Raw genomic sequence first — 20,235 nt, 5'->3', positions numbered from 1 at the left:
CCGTCACCTCCTCAGGAGGCGCCCGCGCGGCGTGTCGTCGACGACCTCGCCGCGCAGCCAGGTGGCCCGTACGACACCGGTCAGCTCGCGGCCCTCGTACGGGGTGAGGCGGTGGCGCGTGCGCAGTGCCGCCGGGTCGACGGTGAACGTCTCGTCCGCGGCGAAGGCGACCAGGTCGGCGTCGTTCCCGACCTCGATCGCGCCCTTGCCGGTGACGCCCGCCAGCGCGGCGGGCGCGGCCGACATCCACCGCACGACGTCCGCCAGCGCGTGACCGCGCCCGCGCGCCTCGGTCCAGACGGCGGGCAGACCGAGTTGCAGAGAGGAGATCCCGCCCCAGGCCTCGTCGAAGCCGCCGCGCTTCAGCTCGGGCGGGCACGGCGAGTGGTCCGACACGACGCAGTCGATCGCGCCGGCGGCGAGCGCGCGCCAGAGCCCGTCCCGATTGGCGGCGTCACGGATGGGCGGGCAGCACTTGAGCCGCGTGGCGCCGGGCCGTACGTCCGCCGCCGACAGGGTCAGGTAGTGCGGGCAGGTCTCGGCGCTCACCCGCACTCCCCTGGCCCGTGCCCGGCTGAGGGGTTCGACGCCGTCGGCGGCCGACAGGTGCAGGATGTGGGCCCGTACGCCCGTCGCCTCGGCGAGCCGGATCACCTGCTCGATCGCCTTCTGCTCCGCGCTCGGCGGCCGCGAGGCCAGGAACGCGTCGTACGCCCCGCCGACCGGGACGGACAGGGACCCGGGGTCCTCGGCGTGCACGATGACCAGCCCGTCGAAGGAGGCGATCTCGGTGAACGCCTCCTCCATCTCCTCGTACGACAGCGGCGGGAACTCGGGCACGCCGGAGTCGGCGGTGAAGCACTTGAAGCCGAACACCCCGAGGCCGTGCAGGGCCCGCAGTTCCGGCGTGTTGCCGGGGATCGCGCCGCCCCAGAAGCCGACGTCCGTGCGGCACCGGCCGGCGGCCGCCTCTCTCTTGACGGCCAGCGCGGCGGCGGTGGTCACCGGCGGGAGCGAGTTGAGCGGCATGTCCACGATCGTGGTGACCCCGCCCGCCGCCGCCGCGCGGGTCGCGGTGGCGAAGCCCTCCCACTCCGTACGGCCCGGTTCGTTCACGTGGACGTGGGTGTCGACGAGGCCGGGGAGCAGCGCGACCTCGCCCAGGTCCACTCGGGTACCGGCCGGCGGAGCGTCGTCGTGGCCGGTGACGGCGGCGATCCGCCCGTCCCGTACGGCCACGGCCGCGGGCCGTTCCCCGTCCGGGAGGACCGTGCGCCGCGAGCGTACGACCAGGTCGTAGCCGCTCATGGGGCGGTTCGCCGGTAGGCGGCCCAGCCGCCGTGGTCGGTGATGTCGAGCAGCTGCGGAAAGGACGTGGGCGGGCGCCGCAGCACCATGGCGAGGGACGACGTGCCGTCGGCGAGCTCGATCACGCCCAGTTCCAGTTCGGGCGGCTCGGCGGGCAGCAGCCGGTCGCGCAGGACGTCGAGGGCCACGTCGTAGACCTCGCCGGTGACGGGGGCGCCGCCGTGCGCGACCGGGAGAAGCGCGGGGAACCGGTCGGCGACCGAGTAGAGGCGGTACCGGGGCGCGGTCGTCGTCGCGGCGACCATCGGGGCGCCGTCGAGGAGGTGGTGCAGCGGTCCGCCGCGCATCCCCCCGCCGTTCAGGAACATCAGCGGCATATGTGCTCCGGTCGGATCGGTACCCGGTTCAGCGGGCGGCCGGTGGCGTCGCGGACGGCCGCGACGATGGCGGGCGTCGAGGAGAGGGTGGGCGGTTCGCCGGCGCCGCGCAGGCCGTACGGCGCGTGCGGGTCGGGGCTCTCGAGGATGTCCAGCCGCATCGGCGGCATGTCGAGGATGGTGGGGATGAGGTAGTCGGTGAAGGACGGGTTCCGGACGAGACCGTCCTGGACGACGATCTCCTCCATCAGCGCGAGCCCGAGGCCCTGCGCCGTGCCGCCGTGGATCTGGCCCTCCAGCGAGAGCCGGTTCATGATCTTGCCGACGTCCTGGACGGCGGCCAGCTCGACGACCTTGACGAGGCCCAGCTCGACGTCGACGTCGACCACGGCGCGGTGTACGCAGAGCGCGAGCTGGACGTGGGTGTCGCCCTGCCCGGTGACCGGGTCCATCGGGACGGTGGGCCGGTGCCGGTACTCACGGGTCTGCTCGACGGCCCGGTCGCCGAGGACGTCGGCGATCGCGGCGACCGCGCCCGCCGACGCCGACACGACCTTCCCGCCGGCCAGCGACAGGTCGCCGTCGGTGCCGAGCCGGGTCCGGGCGAGGGCGAGGACCTCCGCGCGGACCGCCGCGCAGGCCGCCCGCACCGCGCCGCCGGTCATGTACGACTGGCGCGAGGCGGAGGACGACCCGGCGTCGCCGACCCGGTCGTCGGCCGGGGCGACGGTGACCCGGTCGACGCCCAGCTCGGTCCGGGCGATCTGCGCCTGCAGCGTGACCAGTCCCTGGCCGACCTCCGCGGCGGCGGTGTGCACGACCACCGCGGGCTCGCCGCCGGCGACCTCCAGCCGTACGCGGGCGGTGGAGTAGTCGTCGAAGCCCTCGGAGAAGCAGATGTTCTTGATGCCCACGCCGTAGCCGACGCCGCGGACGACGCCTTCGCCGTGGGTGGTCTGGGAGACGCCGCCCGGCAGGTTCCGCAGGTCGGTGCGGTCCGGCCCGGCCGGCATCGGCATCGCCGCCAGCCGGGTGAGCATCTCGGCCAGAGGGGCCGGCGAGTCGATGACCTGGCCGGTGGCCAGCTTCGACCCCTGGCCCGCGGCGTTGATCCGGCGGATCTCCACGGGGCCGAGCCCGCAGGCCGCGCCCAGCCGGTCCATCATCGACTCGTAGGCGAAGCACGCCTGCACCGCCCCGAACCCGCGCATCGCGCCGCACGGCGGGTTGTTGGTGTAGACACCATACGCGTCGATCTCGAGGTTCGGGATCTCGTACGGGCCGAGGCCGAGCGAGGCGGCGTTCGCCACGACGTTGGGCGTGGAGGAGGTGTAGGCGCCGCCGTCGAGGACGATCTCGGCGGTGGCGTAGCCGATCCGGCCGTCGCGGGTCGCGCCGTACTCGTAGCGCATCAGCGCCGGATGCCGGTGCACGTGGCCGAAGAACGACTCGTACCGGTTGTAGACGATCCTGACCGGCCGGCCGGTGCGCAGCGCCAGCATGCCCGCGTGGATCTGCATCGACAGGTCCTCGCGGCCGCCGAACGCCCCGCCCACCCCGGCCAGCGTCATCCGGACCTTCTCCTGGGGCAGCCCGAGGCACGGGGCGATCTGCCGTAGGTCCTGATGCAGCCACTGGGTGGCCACGAACAGGTCGAGCCCGCCGTCCTCGGCCGGGACTGCCAGGCCGGACTCCGGCCCGAGGAACGCCTGGTCCTGGATGCCGACGGAGAACTCGCCGGAGACGACGACCTCAGCCCGCGCGCGGGCGGCGGCGACGTCCCCGACGCGGACCGGCTGGTGGCGAACGACGCCTCCGCGCTCCTGCACCTTGCGGCCGTCCGGGTCGGCGACGACGGCGCGCGCGTCGGTGATCGGCTCGAGGACCTCCCAGTCGATCCTGATCCGCTCCAGGGCGCGGCGGGCCGTCTCCGGGTGGTCGGCCGCGACGATCGCGATCGGCTCGCCCTGGTACCGGACCTCGCCGATGGCGAGCACGGGCTGGTCGGCGTGGTCCAGCCCGTACACCTTCGTGCCCGGCACGTCCTCGTGTGTGAGGACCGCTTCGACGCCGGGCACGGCGAGGGCGGAACCGAGGTCGATGGCGCGGATCCTGGCCCGCGCGTACGGGCTGCGCAGCGTCGCGCCGAACAGCGTGCCGTCGATCCACAGGTCGGAGGCGTACGCGAACTCGCCGGTGACCTTGAGCGTCCCGTCGGGCCGGAGCGCGCTGTCGCCCACCCCGCCCCGGCCCGGGGCGACGACGTTCCCGCGCGCGGCCGACGTCGTCACAGGACCTCCTTCGCCAGCTCCATCAGGCGGCGGTGCGCGTCGGCGCCGGCCCGGCCGATCTCGTCCTGCGGCGCGGAGACGAGCACGTCGTCCTCCACCACCGTCCGGCCGCCCACGAGCAGCCTGGCCAGCGGCGGGGCCTGCCCGTGGACGAGCGCGACCAGGGGATCCTCGACGGCCGCGTGGAAGCCGTCGACCCGCCAGACGGCGATGTCGGCGAGCTTGCCGGCCTCGAGCGAGCCGATCTCCTCCGCCCGGCCCAGGAGACGGGCGCCGCCGAGGGTGGCGAGCTCCAGGGCCTGCCGGGCGGTCAGCGCGCTCGGGCCGTACCTGGCCCGCTGCAGGTACACGGCCTGCCGCAGCTCGCCGATCAGCGGGACCATCTCGGCCGACGCCGGACCGTCCACGCCCAGGCCGACCGGGACGCCCGCGCGGAGCAGGTCGCGGACGCGGGCGATGCCCGAGCCGAGCCGCGCGTTCGAGCTGGGGCAGTGCGCCGTGCCGGTGCCCGCGCCGGCCAGCGCGGCGATGTCGGAGTCGCTCAGGTGGACCGTGTGCGCGAACCACACGTCGCCGCCGAGCCAGCCGACCCGCTCCATGTACTCGACCGGGGTCCGGCCGAACCGCTCTTGGCAGTACTCCTCCTCGTCGAGCGTCTCGGCGAGGTGGGTGTGCAGCCGCACGCCCTTGGCGCGTGCCAGCTTGGCCGACTCGACCAGCAGGTCCTCGCTGACGGAGAACGGCGAGCACGGGGCGACCGCGATCCGCAGCATGGAGGAGAACGAGTCGTCGTGGTGGGCGTCGATCGCGGCGGCGGTAGCGTCGAGGATGTCGTCGAGCGTCTCGACCACCTCGTCCGGCGGCAGCCCGCCGTCCGACTCTCCCCGGTCCATCGAGCCCCGGGAGGGGTGGAACCGCAGGCCCACCCGGCGGGCGGCGTCGATCTCGGCGGCGAGCAGGTCGCCGCGGTCCTTCGGGAAGATGTAGTGGTGGTCGGCGACGGTCGTGGCGCCCGACCGGGCCAGCCAGCCGAGCCCGGCGGCGGCCGCCCCGCCGACGACCTCGGCGTCCATCTTCGCCCAGGGCCGGTAGAGGGTGACCAGCCAGTCGAAGAGCGTGTCGTCCGCGGCCATGCCCTGCGAGGCCCACTGGTAGAGGTGGTGATGGGTGTTCACCAGGCCCGGCGTGACCAGGCAGCCGCGCGCGTCGATCCGCTCCACCCGCTCCGTGCCGGGGAGTGCGGGCGCCGGACCGGGGCCGATCGCGGTGATCCGGTCTCCGTCGATGACCACGTGGCCGTCCGGGATCTCCGCGCCGACCACCGGCGCGAGGTAGGCGTGGTCGATGACGATCATCGGGTCGCGGCCTTCAGCTCGGCCGCACGTCGTACGGCGTCCAGGATCTTCTCGTACCCCGTGCAGCGGCACAGGTTGCCCGCGAGCGCCTCGCGGATCTCCGCGTCGGAGGGCTCGGGCACCCGCGTGATCAGGTCGTCGGCCTGCACGAGCAGGCCGGGCGTGCAGAAGCCGCACTGCACGGCGCCGCACTCGGCGAACGCCCGCTGGACGGGCGCGAGCCCGTCCGGGCCGGCCAGGCCCTCGACCGTCCGGACCTCGCGGCCCTGGGCCTGCCCGGCCGCGACGAGGCACGCGCAGACCGGCAGGCCGTCGAGGTAGACCGTGCAGGAGCCGCACTCGCCCTGCTCGCAGGCGTTCTTCGCGCCGAGCAGGCCGAGGCGCTCGCGCAGGACGAACAGCAGGCTCTCGCCCTCCCACACGTCGTCGGCGACCTGTTCCCGGCCGTTGACGGTGAACGTCACGCGCATTCGCGGGCTCCTCTCCGATGGTCGTGCCACGCCCAGGTCAGCGCCCGGCGCGCCAGCACGCCGAGCGCGTGCCGGCGGTACTCGGCGGTGCCGCGCACGTCGTCGATCGGGCTCGCGGCCGTCCGGACCAGCTCGCCGAAGCGCTCGGCCACCGCGTCGTCCAGGTCGGCGTCCCAGTCCGCCTCGGCGGCCAGGAACTCCTCGGCCGCGTACGCGCGGCGCGGCGTCGGAGCGGCGGAGCCCAGCCCGGTGCCGACCCGCCGTTCGGCCGGGAACAGCGCGACGGCGAACGAGCAGACCGCGATCACCATGGCGTTGCGGGTGCCGATCTTGGAGAAGTACTGCGGGCCCACGGCCGGCGTCGTCCGGAAGGCGCGGATCAGCTCGTCGGGCTCGAGCGCGTTGCGCTTCACGCCGAGGTAGAACTCGGTGGCCGGGATCAGCCGGACGCCGCGCGCCGCCGACTCGACCTCGTAGACCGCGTCCGTCGCCAGCAGCGGCGGATGCGCGTCACCGGCCGGCGAGGCCGCGCCGAGGTTGCCGCCGGCCGTGCCCCGCGTCCGGATCTGCGGGGAGCCCACCGTACGGGCCGCCTGGGCCAGGCCGGGCAGCCGGTCGCCCAGCTCGGTGATCAGCCGGGCGTACGACACCCCCGCCCCGACGCGGACGGTCCCGTCGGGCAGCGTCTCCCAGCGGGCGAGCTCGCGGACCGGTCCCAGGTCCAGCAGCGCCGGCGGGCGGCGCAGGTCGAAGTTCAGCTCGACCATGACGTCGGTGCCGCCCTGGATCGGCAGGGCGTCCGGGTGCTCGGCCTTGGCGGCGAGCGCCTCTTCCCAGGTCGTGGGGTGTAGGAAGTCCATCCGCTACTCCCAGGCGAATCCGGTGTCGGGGGCGTCCTCGGCGAGGACCGCGCCCTCGATCAGGCCGTACGGGCGGTCGGCGGCGAAGAACACCTCCTGCGGGTTGTCGAGGCCGAAAGGCGCCAGGTCGACCGTGAAGTGGTGCTTGTTCGGCATCGACAGGCGGATCTCGCAGATCTCCCCGCACTCCTCCAGTACCCGGCAGCCCATCGCGTACAGCGTCTGCTGCAGAGAAAGGCTGTGCGTCCCGGCGAAGGCCGCCAGCAGCGCCCGGCGCGCCCGCGCGTACGACGCGGCGTACCCGTCGTGCTCGGCTCGGTGCCGCCACGCGGCGCGGACCTCGGTGGCGAGGACGCGGTCGCGCGTCGGCGCGAGCGTCGTGAACTCGTCCTCGGCGAAGCCGTGGAACTCCGAGCCGGTGGAGTTCAGGACGGTCAGCCCCGTCAGGCCGGACACGACCGTGACCCGCCGCGACGGTCCGTCGTAGTGGACGACGCAGGTGCGGGTCTCGCGGCCGGAGCGGACGAAGGAGTGTCCCGTACCGGCGGTGCCGTCCTCGCCCGGGATCCGGTCCCAGAAGTACTCCTCGACCGCGACCCGCGCGCGGTGGACGCTCGGCCGCGAGTCGACGAAGTGCCGCGCCAGCAGCAGCGCGAACTCCTCGATCTCGGCGATGCCGTACTTGCGGGCGAAGGCGAAGACGGTGTTCTTCTGGCTGTCCGTCGGCAGCACCGCCGCGTTGTCGCCGGCCAGGTGGGCCGCCGCCATGTCGCCGGACAGGGCGACGCCGACGTTGCAGTCCTTGATGCCGTGCAGATCGCCGTCCCTGGTGATCCGCACGACGCGGGTCTCGGCCTTGCCGTACCGGTTCGGGCCCAGCAGCATCGTCAGCTCCCCCGGTACGTGGAGTAGGCGAACGGGCTGAGCAGGAGAGGGATGTGGTGGTGCCGCTCAGGCTCGGTGATCCGGAACGCCACCGTCACCTCGGGATAGAACGCGGAGATCTCCTCGGTCTCGAAGATCAGCCGGTGGACGCCCGCGCCCGGGGCCGGCCAGTCCCCGAGCCGGCCGTCGGCGTCCGTACGGCCCGCGGCCACCGGCTGCCAGGACCCGTCGGGCGCGCGGCTCTCCAGCCGCACCGGCACGCCCGCGGCCGGCCGTCCGACCTGGGCGTCGAGTACGTGAGTGGACAGGGACATCCCTCAGCGCCCTTCTTCCGTGACCAACCTGGCGAGGCGGAGATCGACGATCTTCGACAGTTCGGCGCGGACGACCCGGCGTTCGGTCCCGATGTCGTTGCCCAGGCGGGCCCGCAGGGCGGCGAGCAGTTCGGCGGCGCGGCACCCGGTGGCGCAGGCCAGGAAGACGTGGCCGAAGCGCTTCTCGTACGCGAGGTTGCCTTCGGCCAGTGCCCGCCGGACGTCCTCGGCCGCGGTGTCCATCCCGGACTGCTCGTCGCGGGACCACCGGGCCTCCTGCCCGGACCCGGCCACGCGGTCCCCGATCCGGGGGTGGGCGGCCAGTGCCTCCATGACGTCCTCCCAGTCCAGCTCGGCCAGGGCACGGGCGGAGGCGGCGCGCAGCGCGGCCGGATCGCCGTGCCGTCCGGCCGCGACCGTACGGGCCCAACGGCGGGAGGCGCAGCAGGTCAGCAGGTCCGCCTCCCGGGGGATCCATCGCTCCGCTCCCACCATGTCTCCTCTCCCGTTCCGGCCAGTACACACACCGCGGTCTGGGTAGGTCGAGACGCAGGACCTCCGAAGCAGAATCGTCCGGTTTCATGGTCTTCTGTAGGTTCCTCCAGTCTCGGCCGCCGGCGTTCCCGCCGGGTGCCCAGCGATCGACGATGAAGGGAGCCGGGTCGTGCGGCTGCGAACCTTGCTGGCCATCCCGGATCTGCGGCTGGAACTGATCACCGGGCACGACGAGCTGGACCGGACGATCCGCTGGGTGGTCACGACCGACCTGAAGGACCCCGGCCGCTACCTGCGCGGCGGCGAGCTGGTCCTGTCCGGGCTCGTGTGGCGCACGCGGCCCGCCGACACCGAGATCTTCGTCCGGGCCCTGACCCGGGCCCGGGTCTCCGCGCTCGCCGCCTGGGACGCCGAGGCCGCCACCATCCCCGCCGACCTCGTCGAGGCCTGCGACCGGCACGGCCTGCCGCTGTTCCGCGTGCCGGAGGACGTCGCCTTCGCCAGCGTGACCGAACAGGTCATGCGGCGCCTGTCCACCGCCCGCGCCGCCGACCTGACCGCCGTGCTGGGCCGCCACCGCACCCTGGTGGCGGGCGTCACCGAGGGCGCCGGCCTCGGCCCCCTCCTCGACCTGGTCGGCCGCGACCTCGGCATGCGGTGCTGGGTGCTGGCGCCGCCCGGCCGGCTGATCGCCGGCCCCGGTGAGCTGCCGGGCTCGCTGTCCCCCGCCGACCTGACCCGCGGCTTCCTCACGGCGCCCCGGCTGCCGGCCGTGCTGCCCGGCCCCGGCCTCTCGATTTTCGCCGTGTCCCCGGACGGCACCGCGCGGGTCGCCGACTGGATCCTCGTCTGCGAGGGCGACTGCACCGAATGGCCCGCCGAGCGCCGGGCCCTGGCCGCCGAACTGACCGCCATCGTCGCCATCGAACGGACCCGCTCCGGCGAACGCTCGAACGCCGCCAGCCGGCTGGCCCGGGAGCTGGTCCGCCTCGTCCTGGCCGGCGCCCCCGCCGCCGAGATCCTCCCCCGGCTCGAACTCGCCGGGCTGGACACCGCCGCCACGCTCGTCGCCGTCGTCGCGGGCACCCGGGACACGGTGCGCCCGGCCGAGCTGCACCGGCTGTTCCGCGAGATCCTGCCCGCCGGGTCCGCCGTGGGCCTGCTCGAGGACGAGGTCGTCGCCCTGGTCCCGGCCGCCGGGCCCGACCACGACCTCGCCGCGCAGGTCCGGCGGGCCCTCTCGGTCCTGGCCCCGGGCCTCACCGGCGGGGGCATCGCGGTCGGCGTCGGCGAGCCGGCCACCGTGGAGGGGCTGCGCGGCGCCGTCACCGAGGCCCGCCACGCCCGCAGGCTGGCCGCCGACGGCACCGGCCCGGTCCGCGTCGTCGGCCCGGACGCGCTGGCCACGCACGCGCTGCTGCTCGCGAGCGTCCCCGACGACGCCCGCATCACGTTCCGCGACCGCCTGCTCGGACCGCTGCACGCCTACGACGAGGCCCACCACGCCGACCTGATCCCCACCTTGGAGACCTTCCTGCAGATGTCGGGCTCCTGGACCAGGTGCGCCGCCCGGTTGCACCTGCACGTCAACTCGGTCCGCTACCGCATCCAGCGCGTCGAGGAGCTCACCGGCCGCGACCTCGCCCGCCTGGAGGACCGCGTCGACTTCTTCCTCGCCCTCCGTCTGCGCTGACGCGACCTACGCTGGAGTGATTTCGCGGGCGAGGGCGACCGCGGCCTGACCGAGGCTGATGCCGCCGTCGTTCGGCGGCACACGGTGGTGGACCAGCACGGCGAAGCCCGCGGCCTCCAGGCCGGTGACCGCGCGCTCCAGCAGCAGAAGGTTCTGGAACACCCCGCCGGACAGGGCGACCGTGGTCAGGCCGGTCGCCTCACGCAGCCGTACGGCTCCGGCCACCACCAGGTCGCCGACCGCGTTGTGGAACCGCCCGGCGATGGCCGGGACGAGCGTGCCGGCGAGCAGGTCGTCGACGACCGCCTGGACGAGTTCGGCCCCCGGCACGACGAACGACGGACCGCCGTCTCCGGCGTCGTCGAGCCGGACCGGGTAGGCCGAGCGCTCCCGTGGGTCGGCGCGCTGCTCGAGTTCGACGGCGGCCTGGCCCTCGTAGTTGATCCGATCGCGCACGCCGAGCACGGCGGCGACCGCGTCGAAGAGCCGGCCCACGCTGGACGTCGGCGGCGCGCCCAGGCCGGCCCGGCCGACCGCGACGACCTGATCCCACGTGGCGGCGTTGCGCCGGGCGACGTCCAGCGTGGCCGGCACGCCGTACGCGGCGGCCATCCGCCACGGCTCCCTGATCGCCGTCGCGCCGCCCGGCAGCGGCACCGGCCGCAGGTGCCCGGCCCGCTGGAAACCGGTCAGGTCGGCGAGGAGGAACTCCCCGCCCCACAGCGTGCCGTCCGCGCCGTACCCGGTGCCGTCGAAGGCGACCCCGATCACCGGTCCAGGGTGCTCGTTGTCGGCCAGGCAGGCGGCGATGTGCGCGTGGTGGTGCTGCACACCGATCAGCGGCAGTTCCCGCTCCTCGGCCCGTTCCACGGCGTACTTGGTGGACAGGTACTCCGGGTGCAGATCGTGTGCGAGCACGGCGGGCGCGATGTCGAAGAGGCGCTCGAAGTGCCCGACGCCCTCGCGGAACGCTCGCAGCGTCTCATAGTTCTCGAGGTCGCCGATGTGGTGCGAGACGAAGGCGCGCCCGCCCTCGGCGAGGCAGAAGGTGTTCTTCAGCTCCGCCCCGCAGGCCAGCACCGCCGGACCGCCCGCGGGCACCGGCAGCGGCCGCGGCACGTAGCCGCGGGACCGGCGCACCGGCAGTTCCCTCCCCCGGAAGACCCGGACCACCGAGTCGTCGGTGCGCACGTGGATCGGCCGGTCGTGGGTCAGAAAGGCGTCGGCGATGTCCCGCAGGCGGGTGAGGGCGTCCTCGTCACGGTAGGCGATCGGCTCGTCGGAGACGTTCCCGCTCGTCAGCACCAACGGCTCCGACACCAGCAGGTGATGCAGCGGCGTGTACGGCAACATCACGCCGATCGACCGGTTGCCGGGAGCGACGGCCTCGGCCAGCGGCGCGCCGGCCCTCCGCCGCAGCAGCACGATCGGCCGGGCGGCGCTCGTCAGCAACGTCTCCTCGGCGGGCTCCAGGTCCGCGAGGAGGCGCACCGACGGCAGGTCGGGGGCCATCACCGCGAACGGCTTGTCCTCCCGGTGCTTGCGGGCCCGCAGGGCCGCGACCGCGGTCCGGTCCGCGGCCGTGGCGGCGAGGTGGTAGCCGCCCAGGCCCTTCACCGCGACGATCCCGCCGCGCCGGAGCAGCCCGTGTGCCTCCTCGATCGGATCGCCCGCCCGCTCGCGCCCCTCGCGGTCCCGCAGGACGAGCCGCGGCCCGCAGGCCGGGCAGCACACCGGCTGGGCGTGGAACCGGCGGTCGGCCGGGTCGTGGTACTCGGCGGCGCAGTCGGCGCACATGGCGAACCCGGCCATCGTGGTGTTCGGCCGGTCGTACGGCACGTCCGTCACGATCGTGAACCGCGGCCCGCAGCCGGTGCAGTTGACGAACGGGTAGCCGTGGCGCCGGTCCGCGGGGTCCCGCAGCTCCCGCAGGCACGCGGGGCAGGTCGCGGAGTCGAAGGACACCAGCGCGCTGCGCCGGCCGCCCGTGTCGCTCCCGACGATCGCGAATCCGCCGCCGCCCTCCGCCGGGAGCGGCCGGGTCGTGATCCGCTCGATCACGGCCAGCGGCGGCGGGGCGCGCAGCCCGCGAAGGAACCGATCGACGGCGTCGTCCTCCCCCTCGACCTCGATGAACACGCCGCCCGCGTCGTTTCCCACGAGCCCGGCCAGACCGAGAGTCGTGGCCAGACCGTGCACGAACGGCCGGAACCCGACCCCCTGCACGACGCCCTCGACCCTGACACCGGTCCGAACCCGCACTCCTCCGATTCTCCCATCCGGGGCCGGCGAGTCCCCTCTCCTACGGGAAGGCGGGTCGCCCGGCAGATCGCCCGGTGTCGTCTGCGACGATCTACGAATGCCGCCGATGAAGAGGACGGAGCCGTTGCCGCACCACACTCGATCCCGTACCGGCCGGCTGGTGTGCGTCGGCTCGTACACGAAGGAGGCCGGCGGGCGCGGGATCGGCATCACGACGTTCTGGCAGGACCCCCGGGACGGGACTCTCGAGCCGACGGGCTCGGTCGCCGTGCCGGCGCCGTCCTACCTGGTATGGCATCCCACTCTGCCCGTGCTCTACGCCGCCAACGAGCTCACCGAGGGCGCGGTCACCGCGCTGCGCGCCGAGCCGGACGGCCGGTTGCGGCCGATGGGCGTCCTGCCGAGCGGCGGCGCGACGCCGTGTCATCTGGCGCTGACGCCGGACCGGCGGTTCCTGTTGTGCGCCAACTACGGCGGGGGCAGCCTCGCCGTCTTCGGACTGAACGACGCGGGCCGGCTGGTCGAGCGGGTGGACCTGGTGCGCCACCGCGGTCACGGACCGGACCTGGAGCGCCAGGAGGCCCCGCACGTGCACATGGCCGTGCCGCATCGGGCCGGCGACTCGGTGAGCGCGGTGGATCTGGGCACCGACGAGGTCCGCACCTACCGGCTGTCGGCCGCCGACCGGCTCGAACAGGTCGGGTGCCTGTCGCTGCCGCCGGGGTTCGGACCACGCCAGCTGATCCACCACCCGTCGCTGCCGTGCGCGTACGTGGTGGGCGAACTGGCGTCGGCGCTGATCACTCTGAGTGAGACGGCGGACGGCCCGCGTGTCATCGGCACCGTGCCCGCGACGATCGCCGCGGCCGACGGCAACCTCCCCTCGCATCTCGGCCTGTCGGACGACGGTCGTTTCCTGTACCTGGCGAACCGGGGCACCGACCGGATCAGCGTGTTCGCCACGAAGCCGGACGGCCTGCGCCCGGTGGGCGAGTGGCCGAGCGGTGGAGCGTGGCCACGGCAGTTCGCGCTGGCCGGACGGTGGCTCTATGTGGCCAACCAGAACAGCGATCTCGTGACCGCGTTCACCGTCGACCCGGCGAGCGGCGCGCCGTCACTCGCGGCGCACTACCCGGTGTCCACGCCCACCTGTGTCGCGGTCGCGCCCCGGGAGCTCGAAGGTCACTGATCCCGGGGCGCCTGGCACGAGCCGATCACGTGGCGGAGCTGAACGCGGCGTCGAACGATGCGGCAGGAGGCTCGATCGCGGTGAGTGCGCGAACGTAGGCGAGGGCGTCGGCGGCCCCGACCAGGCGGTCCATGCCCGCGTCCTCCCATTCGACGGAGATCGGGCCGTCGTAGCCGATGCTGTTGAGCATGCGGAAACAGGCCTCCCACGGGACGTCGCCGTGGCCGGTGGAGACGAAGTCCCAGCCGCGGCGGGGGTCGCCCCAGGGCAGATGGGAGGCGAGGCGTCCGTTGCGCCCGTCGAACCGTTTCACGGACTCCTTGCAGTCGACGTGGTAGACGCGGTCACGGAAGTCGTAGAGGAAGCCGACGGGGTCCAGGTCCTGCCACACGAAGTGGCTGGGGTCGAAGTTCAGGCCGAACGCCGGCCGGCGGCCGACCGCGTCGAGCGCGCGTACGGTGGTCCAGTAGTCGTAGGCGATCTCGCCAGGGTGCACCTCGTGCGCGTAGCGGACGCCGACCTCGTCGAAGACGTCGAGGATCGGGTTCCAGCGCTCGGCGAAGTCGGCGAATCCGCGCTCGACCATCTCGGCGGGCACCGGCGGGAACATCGCCACCGTGTGCCAGATCGACGAACCGGTGAATCCAACGACGGTACGCACCCCGAGCCGGGCCGCGGCGCGGGCGGTGTTCTTGATCTCCTCGGCTGCGCGCTGCCGCACGCCTTCCGGCCGCCCGTCGCCCCACACGCGATCGGGCAGGATGCGCCGGTGGCGCTCGTCGATGATCGAGTCGCACACCGCCTGGCTCGTGAGATGGCAGGATATCGTCCAGACACGCAGGCCGTGCCGGTCGAGGGTCTCCCGTAGCCGGGAGATGTACTCGTCGTCGCGAAGTGCCGCTTCGACGTCGAAGTGGTCGCCCCAGCAGGCGATCTCCAGCCCGTCATACCCCCACTGGGCGGCGAGCCGGCAGACTTCGGCGAACGGCAGATCGGCGAACTGACCGGTGAACAGGGTGATCGGTCGGGGCATGGCAGCCTCCTGAGGTGCGTCAGCGGGACTCGGTGACGGGGGTGTGAACGCCGGATGCCTCCGCGCTCGCCTTGACGGCCGCGAGGACGCGCTGCACCTGGAGGCCGTCGGCGAACGACGGCCGCGGATCGGTTCCGGTGGCGACCGCCGTCACGAAGTCCCGGACCTGATGGGTGAAGGTGTGCTCGTAGCCGATGAGGTGGCCGGGAGGCCACCAGGCGTCCATGTACGGGTGGGTGGGCTCGGTCACCAGGACGCGCCGGAACCCGGCGGTGCCGGCGTCCTCGGTACCGTCGTAGAACGCCAGCTCGTTCATCGACTCGACGTCGAAGGCGATGCTTCCGGTGGATCCGTTGACCTCGATCCGCATGGCGTTCTTACGGCCGCCCGCGAAGCGCGTCGCCTCGAACACGCCGACCACACCGCCGCCGAAACGCGCCGTGAACAGCGCCGCGTCGTCCACGGTGACCTCGCCGCGTCCGGCGCCGCCCGTCGCCGACAGCCCGCTCGACCCGGCCGGCAGCGGACGCTCGGCGACGAACGTCGTCAGCAACGCGCCGACGCTGGTGATGGGCCGGCCGGTGAGGTACTGGGCGAGGTCGATGCTGTGCGCGCCCAGATCGCCCAGCGCCCCGGAGCCCGCATGCTCCTCGCGCAGCCGCCAGACGAGCGGGAAGTCCGGGTCGACCAGCCAGTCCTGGAGGTACTGGGTGCGCACCTGGCGGATGTCGCCGAGTCGCCCGGCGGCGATCAGCCGCCGCGCCAGCGCCAGGGCGGGGACCCGCCGATAGTTGAACCCGACCATCGAGCTCCCGGTGGCGTTCTCGGCCGCGGCCGCCATCGCCTCCGCTTCGGCCACCGTGTTGGCGAGCGGCTTCTCGCAGAGGACGTGCTTGCCCGCTTCCAGGGCGGCGATGGCGATCGGGGCGTGACTGTCGCCGGGGGTGCAGATGTCCACGACGTCGATGTCCTCGCGGGCCACGAGCGCCCGCCAGTCGGTCTCGTAGGACGCCCAGCCGTAGCGCTCCGCCGCGGCGCGCACGCGTTCCTCGGACCTGCCGCAGAGAGCGGTCATCTCGACGGCGGCGGGAAGATCGAAGAAGCGGCCGGCGGTGCGCCAGGCATGAGAGTGCGCCGCGCCCATGAAGGCGTACCCGACCATGCCGACTCTCAGTGGAGGTTTCACGATATTCCCCTCACGCCTGTTCGGGACGGACACCTGCGGCGACCGGCGCCGGGCGGGCGCACGTGCTGCCCACCTCGACGGCGGCACCGGCGTCGGCCGATGCGAGGAGCGACTCGATGACGTCGAGGACGTGGTAGGCGAGCTCGCCGTTGGCCCGGTGGGGGGTGCCCTCGGCGATGGCACGCGCCATGTCGGCCAGGCCGTAGCCGCGGGCCGCGCCGCGGTAGCCGCCGTTCTCGGGTACGTCGGTCCATTCCGACCGGCCCGCCTCGAAGATCCGCACCGTACCGTCGAAGCCGTTCGGGTCGGGCACCGACAGGCTTCCCCCGGTGCCGTAGACCTCGATCCGCGGCAGCTGCGCGCCCCAGACGTCGAAGCTCATCATCAGCGTCGACAGGACGCCGTCGTCGTGCTCGAGGACACCGGTGACGTGGGTGGCCACCTGGACGGGAAAGCGGGTGCCCTCGCGGGGTCCGCTGCCGATGACGCGCGTCGCACGCGGGGTGGCGGACATGCCGACGACCCGCCGTACCGGGCCGAGCAGGCTGACCAGCGCCGTGAGGTAGTACGGCCCCATGTCCAGGAGAGGACCGCCGCCCGGCTCGTAGTAGAACTCCGGGGCGGGATGCCAGCGTTCGTGCCCGGGAGTGACCATGAAGGCGGTCGCCGCGACGGCTCTGCCTATGTCGCCGGCGTCGAGGCTCGCCCGCGCGGTCTGGACGCCGGTGCCCAGCACCGTGTCGGGCGCGCAGCCGACGGCGACGCCCGCCTCGGCCGCGGCCGTGAGGATCGTGCGTGCCTCCTCGGTGGTCGCGGCCAGGGGCTTCTCGCCGTAGACATGCTTGCCCGCGGCGATCGCCGCGTGGGCGACCTCTGCGTGCGCCCGCGGGATCGTCAGGTTGAGGACGAGATCGACGTCGTCCGCCGCGTAGAGCTCTTCCGGGGTGACAGCCCGGACGTCGGGCAGCCGCGCGGCCACGGCCGCGGCACGGGAACCGTCGAGATCGGCGACCGTCGTCAGCGTGACGTTGGTCAGGCGCGGCAGCGTCTTCAGGTACGCACCGCTGATCTGGCCGACTCCGACCAGCCCCAGCCTCAGCGAGTCGCCCACGTCAGCCCCCTGGTGACCATCGCGTGGGTCTGCCGCACCTCGAGATCGGCCGGCGCGTGGCCGAGCGTGGTGACGAATACCCGCCCCGCTCCCCACCGCCTGGTCCAGGCGACCGGCACCGTGGTGCCCGCCGCGCCGGGCAGGTCCGGGTCGTCGACGAAGTCGGTGACCGCGAGCACGTCGATCGTGGGATCGGTATGGACGTAGTACTGCTCGGTGCACACCGTGAAGGCTTCGAGTCCGGCGGTGACGGGGTGCTCCTCCTTCCCCGGAACCGGGCGCACCTCGTATTCGACGAAACCCCTCGGATGGTGAACGAACTGCCCGCCGGTGATGAGCTGGTAGGCGGTCGAGTCACGGAAGGCGTCGATGACGCCCCCGTGCCAGCCGGCGAATCCGGTGCCGGCGCGGACCGCGGCGGACAGCCCGGCGACCTGCTCGCCGGTGATCGTGCCCATCGTCCAGCACTGGACGATCAGGTCGGTGTTCCGCAGCAGGTCGGCGTCGAGATAGCTGTCGAGGGTCTCGGACGTTGTCACGTCGTATCCCTCTCGCTCGAGTACCTTCGCGTACCGGTCGCTCGCCTCGACGGGGAAGTGGCCGTCCCAGCCGCCTCGCACCACGAGCGCCGTCTTGTCGGTGGATGGGGTCATGCTGTGCCTTTCGTCGTACGCCAGGCGTGGACCGGTGTGAAGCCGAGCAGTTCACGGCTGCGCCGGGTGGAGAAGGGAACCTCGAAACCGTCGAGCGGGGCGTCGACCCGCGTGGCCGGGTGGTAGCGGCGCAGCAGTTCGGCGGTCGGGACGAGCGCGGTGGTGTCCGGAGCGGCGACGTTGATCAGGACATGACCGTGCAACGGGCGGGTCAGCGCCGCGGCCACCGCACCGGCCGCGTCGCGGGTGTCCAGCCAGCCCCAGAGCGTGGCGGCGTCGGCGCCGGGATCGGCGTGCACCCGCGCGAGGTGATGCCGAAGCCGCTCGCCCGTACCCAGAAAAGGGAAACGCAGGCTCGCCACCGTGGTCCCCCAGCGCCGGCTCACCGTCGCGGCAATGAGCTCACCCACGTATTTGGACAGGCCGTAGACGTCTTCGCCGACGTACTGATGGGCCTCGGTGACCGGCGCGGACTCCGGCGAGACGGGACGCCGCGCCCACGCCAGCCCGATCGCGGACAGGCTGGAGACGTTGACGATCCGGCCGATCCTGGAACGGCCGGCCGCATCGAGCACGTGGTAGGCCGACTCGACGTTGTTGGTGAAGACGCGGTCTTCCGTGTCGCTCAACGGCGATGGCAGCGCCGCGGCGTGGACCACGGCGTCCACCCCGCTCAACACCTCCGCTAGATGCGCGTCGTCCCGCAGGTCGCCGACGATCACCTCGTCGGCCTCCTCGGCCTGATCCGTCACCGCCACGCGGTCGTGCGCACGGACGCTGTGCCCGTCGGCGACCAGCCGGACCACCACCTCGCGCCCGAGCATTCCGGCGGCACCGGTTACCAAGATCTTCAACTGGACTCTCTCCCCGATTGAGAACCGCCCCGACGCGCGGGATTCACCCCTTCACCGCGCCCTGCAGCCCGTTGACGAAGTACCGCTGGAGCAGGACGAAGAGGATGATGACCGGCACCACGATGATCAGTGACGCGGCCATGAGCACGTTCTGCTGCGGAGACGTGGTCGAATTCAGACTCTGCAGGGCGATCGGCAAGGTGTAGGTGGACGGGTTGTTGAGGGAGACGCGGGTCAGGACGTACTCGTTCCAGGTGGGGATCGCTGTCAGCACCGCGATGGTGATCAGCGCCGGCCGGCAGCACGGCAGGTAGATCGACCAGAACGTGCGCAACTCCCCCGCGCCGTCGCACCGCGCCGACTCCCTCAGTTCCCGCGGCACACCGCGGAAGCTGTTGGTCAGCAGGAGGATCGACAGCGGCGCCGTACCGTTGATGAACGGCAGGATGATCCCGAGGTGGGTGCCGAGCAGGCCGAGCTTGCTCTGCAGGAGGACGATCGGCAACTGCACGGTGACGCCGGGCACGAACAACAGCGCGATGAAGAGGCCGTAGAGGGCTCTGCGGCCGGGAAATCGCAGCACGCCGAAGGCGTAGCCGGCCAGGGAGTAGATCACCAGCACCCCGATCGTGGTGAAGGCGGTCACCTCCAGGCTGTTGCCGAAGTACCGGAGGAAGTGCAGCTCGGTCCAGGTGTGGCCGAGCGTCGACAGCGACGGGTGGTGCGGGACCAGATGGCCGCTGAGGCGGATCTCCTTGCCGTTCTTGAACGCCGCGGAGGCCATCCAGAGGAACGGGTACACGCTGACGACCGCGTACACCAGCAACAGCAGGTACGTCACCGTCCGAGCGGAGAAGCGCACACCGCGGCGGGTGGACGAGGTCCGGACCGCGTCGGCCGAGGGAGCGGTCCGGTCGGCGGAGAGGGTGGGGGCGGTCATGTGCGCCTCCGTAGTACGCGAACATTGATCCCCGCCAGCAACAGGGCCGCGACGAACAGCATCCAGCCCAAGGCACTGGACAGGCCGAGCGTGGGGGTCAGGTTGGAGAAGAAGGCGAGTTTGTACGTCTCCAGACCCAGCACGTTGGTGTGCCCGCCGGGCCCGCCGAAGGTCATGACGAGGAAGATCTGGAAGCCCTGCAGCGCGTCGCGCATGTTGAGCATCACCACTGCCGCCGTGATGGGACGCAGCAGTGGCCAGATGATCGCCGTCGCGGTGCGGAGGTTCCCGGCACCGTCCGTGTGCGCCGCGTCGATGATCGAGGGGTCGATCGCCTGCAGGCCGGTCAGGTACAGGAGCATCGCGACCGGGATCGCCCCCCACGACATCACCACGATCAGGGTGGGCAGGGCCGTCGTCGGGTTTCCGAGGAATCCCTGGGGCTGTGAAAGGGTGCCCAGCCCCAGGTGCCTGAGGATGTAGTTGAGCGACCCGTCCGGCTGCAGCACGTACGTCCAGGCGTAGTACACCGCGATGCCGGTCGTGACGTAGGGCAGGAAGAAGACGGTGCGGAACGCCGATCGCAGGAACGTGATGCGGTTGAGCGCGACCGCCAGCGAGAAACCGACGGCGACCGTCAGCAGCGGTACCGCGATGACCACGACGAGGGTGTGGACCGCGGCGCTGTGGACCGCCGGGGCATGGGCGGGATCGCGGTAGAGCAGGTCGAGGTAGTTGCCGAAGCCGACCCAGGTCCAGGTCGGGCTGAATCCGTTCCAGCGGGCGAAGCTGAGCGCGAGGCCGTAGCCGACCGTGTAGACGCCCATGAGGGCGAACAGGGCCAGGGCCGGCAGCACGAACGCGTAGCCGGTGACGGCTTCCCGTACGCGGCGCCCCCGGATGAGGGCGGCGGACGAGGCCGGCCGGTTTCCGCCGGAGGTCTTGCGCGGCGTCACAGT

19 protein-coding genes are annotated in these 20,235 nt (G+C 72.9%); 2 read left to right on the top strand and 17 right to left on the bottom strand.

Annotated features, from left to right (window positions below; translation table 11 throughout):
* Window positions 1–3: 3 nt before the first annotated feature.
* From allB to uraD, 9 genes are read right to left on the bottom strand one after another with little or no spacing between them, the layout of a single operon-like run.
* Complete coding sequence (allB, locus tag AB0L00_RS21915) at window positions 4–1,308, bottom strand: allantoinase AllB (RefSeq protein WP_364437021.1); 1,305 nt, start codon at window positions 1,306–1,308, stop codon at window positions 4–6.
* Window positions 1,305–1,685 carry a gamma-glutamylcyclotransferase gene (locus AB0L00_RS21910; RefSeq protein WP_364437018.1) on the bottom strand — a complete coding sequence of 127 codons (381 nt, stop codon included), beginning with the start codon at window positions 1,683–1,685 and terminating at the stop codon, window positions 1,305–1,307. Before AB0L00_RS21910 ends, allB begins: the two co-directional genes overlap by 4 nt.
* Window positions 1,676–3,976 (bottom strand): molybdopterin cofactor-binding domain-containing protein, encoded by a 2,301-nt coding sequence (locus tag AB0L00_RS21905; protein ID WP_364437015.1) that lies wholly within the window; start codon window positions 3,974–3,976, stop codon window positions 1,676–1,678. The genes AB0L00_RS21910 and AB0L00_RS21905 overlap by 10 nt, the downstream gene beginning before the upstream one ends.
* A complete protein-coding gene (locus AB0L00_RS21900; RefSeq protein ID WP_364437012.1) occupies window positions 3,973–5,331 on the bottom strand; it encodes an 8-oxoguanine deaminase in 1,359 nt (452 codons plus the stop codon). Before AB0L00_RS21900 ends, AB0L00_RS21905 begins: the two co-directional genes overlap by 4 nt.
* Entirely contained in the window at window positions 5,328–5,801 is a 474-nt protein-coding gene (locus AB0L00_RS21895) for a (2Fe-2S)-binding protein (protein WP_364437010.1), read from the bottom strand. Before AB0L00_RS21895 ends, AB0L00_RS21900 begins: the two co-directional genes overlap by 4 nt.
* On the bottom strand, window positions 5,792–6,661 hold the full coding sequence (locus AB0L00_RS21890; RefSeq protein WP_364437007.1) for an FAD binding domain-containing protein: 870 nt from the start codon (window positions 6,659–6,661) through the stop codon (window positions 5,792–5,794). Before AB0L00_RS21890 ends, AB0L00_RS21895 begins: the two co-directional genes overlap by 10 nt.
* Window positions 6,662–6,664: 3 nt before the next feature.
* On the bottom strand, window positions 6,665–7,552 hold the full coding sequence (pucL, locus tag AB0L00_RS21885; RefSeq protein WP_364437338.1) for a factor-independent urate hydroxylase: 888 nt from the start codon (window positions 7,550–7,552) through the stop codon (window positions 6,665–6,667).
* Window positions 7,549–7,860, bottom strand: coding sequence for a hydroxyisourate hydrolase (gene uraH / locus AB0L00_RS21880; protein ID WP_364437004.1), 312 nt, complete (start codon window positions 7,858–7,860; stop codon window positions 7,549–7,551). The genes pucL and uraH overlap by 4 nt, the downstream gene beginning before the upstream one ends.
* Before the next feature lie 3 nt (window positions 7,861–7,863).
* Entirely contained in the window at window positions 7,864–8,352 is a 489-nt protein-coding gene (uraD, locus tag AB0L00_RS21875) for a 2-oxo-4-hydroxy-4-carboxy-5-ureidoimidazoline decarboxylase (protein ID WP_364437002.1), read from the bottom strand.
* Between the two features lie 172 nt (window positions 8,353–8,524).
* On the opposite strand from uraD, the gene AB0L00_RS21870 reads away from it, so the two are divergent.
* Window positions 8,525–10,048: a PucR family transcriptional regulator ligand-binding domain-containing protein gene (locus AB0L00_RS21870; protein ID WP_364436999.1), complete on the top strand. Its 1,524-nt coding sequence runs from the start codon at window positions 8,525–8,527 to the stop codon at window positions 10,046–10,048.
* A 6-nt stretch (window positions 10,049–10,054) separates the two neighbouring features.
* Here AB0L00_RS21870 and hypF read toward each other — a convergent pair whose 3' ends face one another.
* Window positions 10,055–12,310: a carbamoyltransferase HypF gene (gene hypF, locus AB0L00_RS21865; protein WP_364436996.1), complete on the bottom strand. Its 2,256-nt coding sequence runs from the start codon at window positions 12,308–12,310 to the stop codon at window positions 10,055–10,057.
* Window positions 12,311–12,416: 106 nt separating this feature from the next.
* On the opposite strand from hypF, the gene AB0L00_RS21860 reads away from it, so the two are divergent.
* Window positions 12,417–13,499: a lactonase family protein gene (locus AB0L00_RS21860; protein WP_364436993.1), complete on the top strand. Its 1,083-nt coding sequence runs from the start codon at window positions 12,417–12,419 to the stop codon at window positions 13,497–13,499.
* A gap of 25 nt (window positions 13,500–13,524) precedes the next feature.
* On the opposite strand, the gene AB0L00_RS21855 is transcribed toward AB0L00_RS21860, so the two are convergent.
* Genes AB0L00_RS21855 through AB0L00_RS21825 form a run of 7 tightly spaced genes read right to left on the bottom strand, consistent with a single transcriptional unit; the run spans window position 13,525 to window position 20,232 of the window.
* Entirely contained in the window at window positions 13,525–14,532 is a 1,008-nt protein-coding gene (locus AB0L00_RS21855; RefSeq protein WP_364436990.1) for a sugar phosphate isomerase/epimerase family protein, read from the bottom strand.
* Between the two features lie 19 nt (window positions 14,533–14,551).
* Window positions 14,552–15,718, bottom strand: a complete 1,167-nt coding sequence (locus AB0L00_RS21850; protein WP_364436987.1) for a Gfo/Idh/MocA family oxidoreductase — start codon at window positions 15,716–15,718, stop codon at window positions 14,552–14,554.
* A 10-nt stretch (window positions 15,719–15,728) separates the two neighbouring features.
* On the bottom strand, window positions 15,729–16,829 hold the full coding sequence (locus AB0L00_RS21845) for a Gfo/Idh/MocA family oxidoreductase (RefSeq protein ID WP_364436984.1): 1,101 nt from the start codon (window positions 16,827–16,829) through the stop codon (window positions 15,729–15,731).
* Window positions 16,814–17,482 (bottom strand): ThuA domain-containing protein, encoded by a 669-nt coding sequence (locus AB0L00_RS21840; RefSeq protein ID WP_364436981.1) that lies wholly within the window; start codon window positions 17,480–17,482, stop codon window positions 16,814–16,816. Before AB0L00_RS21840 ends, AB0L00_RS21845 begins: the two co-directional genes overlap by 16 nt.
* Entirely contained in the window at window positions 17,479–18,336 is an 858-nt protein-coding gene (locus AB0L00_RS21835; protein WP_364436978.1) for an NAD(P)-dependent oxidoreductase, read from the bottom strand. The genes AB0L00_RS21840 and AB0L00_RS21835 overlap by 4 nt, the downstream gene beginning before the upstream one ends.
* Window positions 18,337–18,379: 43 nt before the next feature.
* Window positions 18,380–19,276 (bottom strand): carbohydrate ABC transporter permease, encoded by an 897-nt coding sequence (locus AB0L00_RS21830; protein ID WP_364436975.1) that lies wholly within the window; start codon window positions 19,274–19,276, stop codon window positions 18,380–18,382.
* Complete coding sequence (locus AB0L00_RS21825) at window positions 19,273–20,232, bottom strand: sugar ABC transporter permease (RefSeq protein WP_364436972.1); 960 nt, start codon at window positions 20,230–20,232, stop codon at window positions 19,273–19,275. The genes AB0L00_RS21830 and AB0L00_RS21825 overlap by 4 nt, the downstream gene beginning before the upstream one ends.
* Window positions 20,233–20,235: the final 3 nt, after the last annotated feature.

The organism is Actinoallomurus sp. NPDC052308 (genome assembly GCF_040679195.1).
GTDB classification, from domain to species: Bacteria; Actinomycetota; Actinomycetes; order Streptosporangiales; family Streptosporangiaceae; genus Actinoallomurus; species Actinoallomurus liliacearum.
This window is presented reverse-complemented; position numbering and strand designations above follow the sequence as displayed.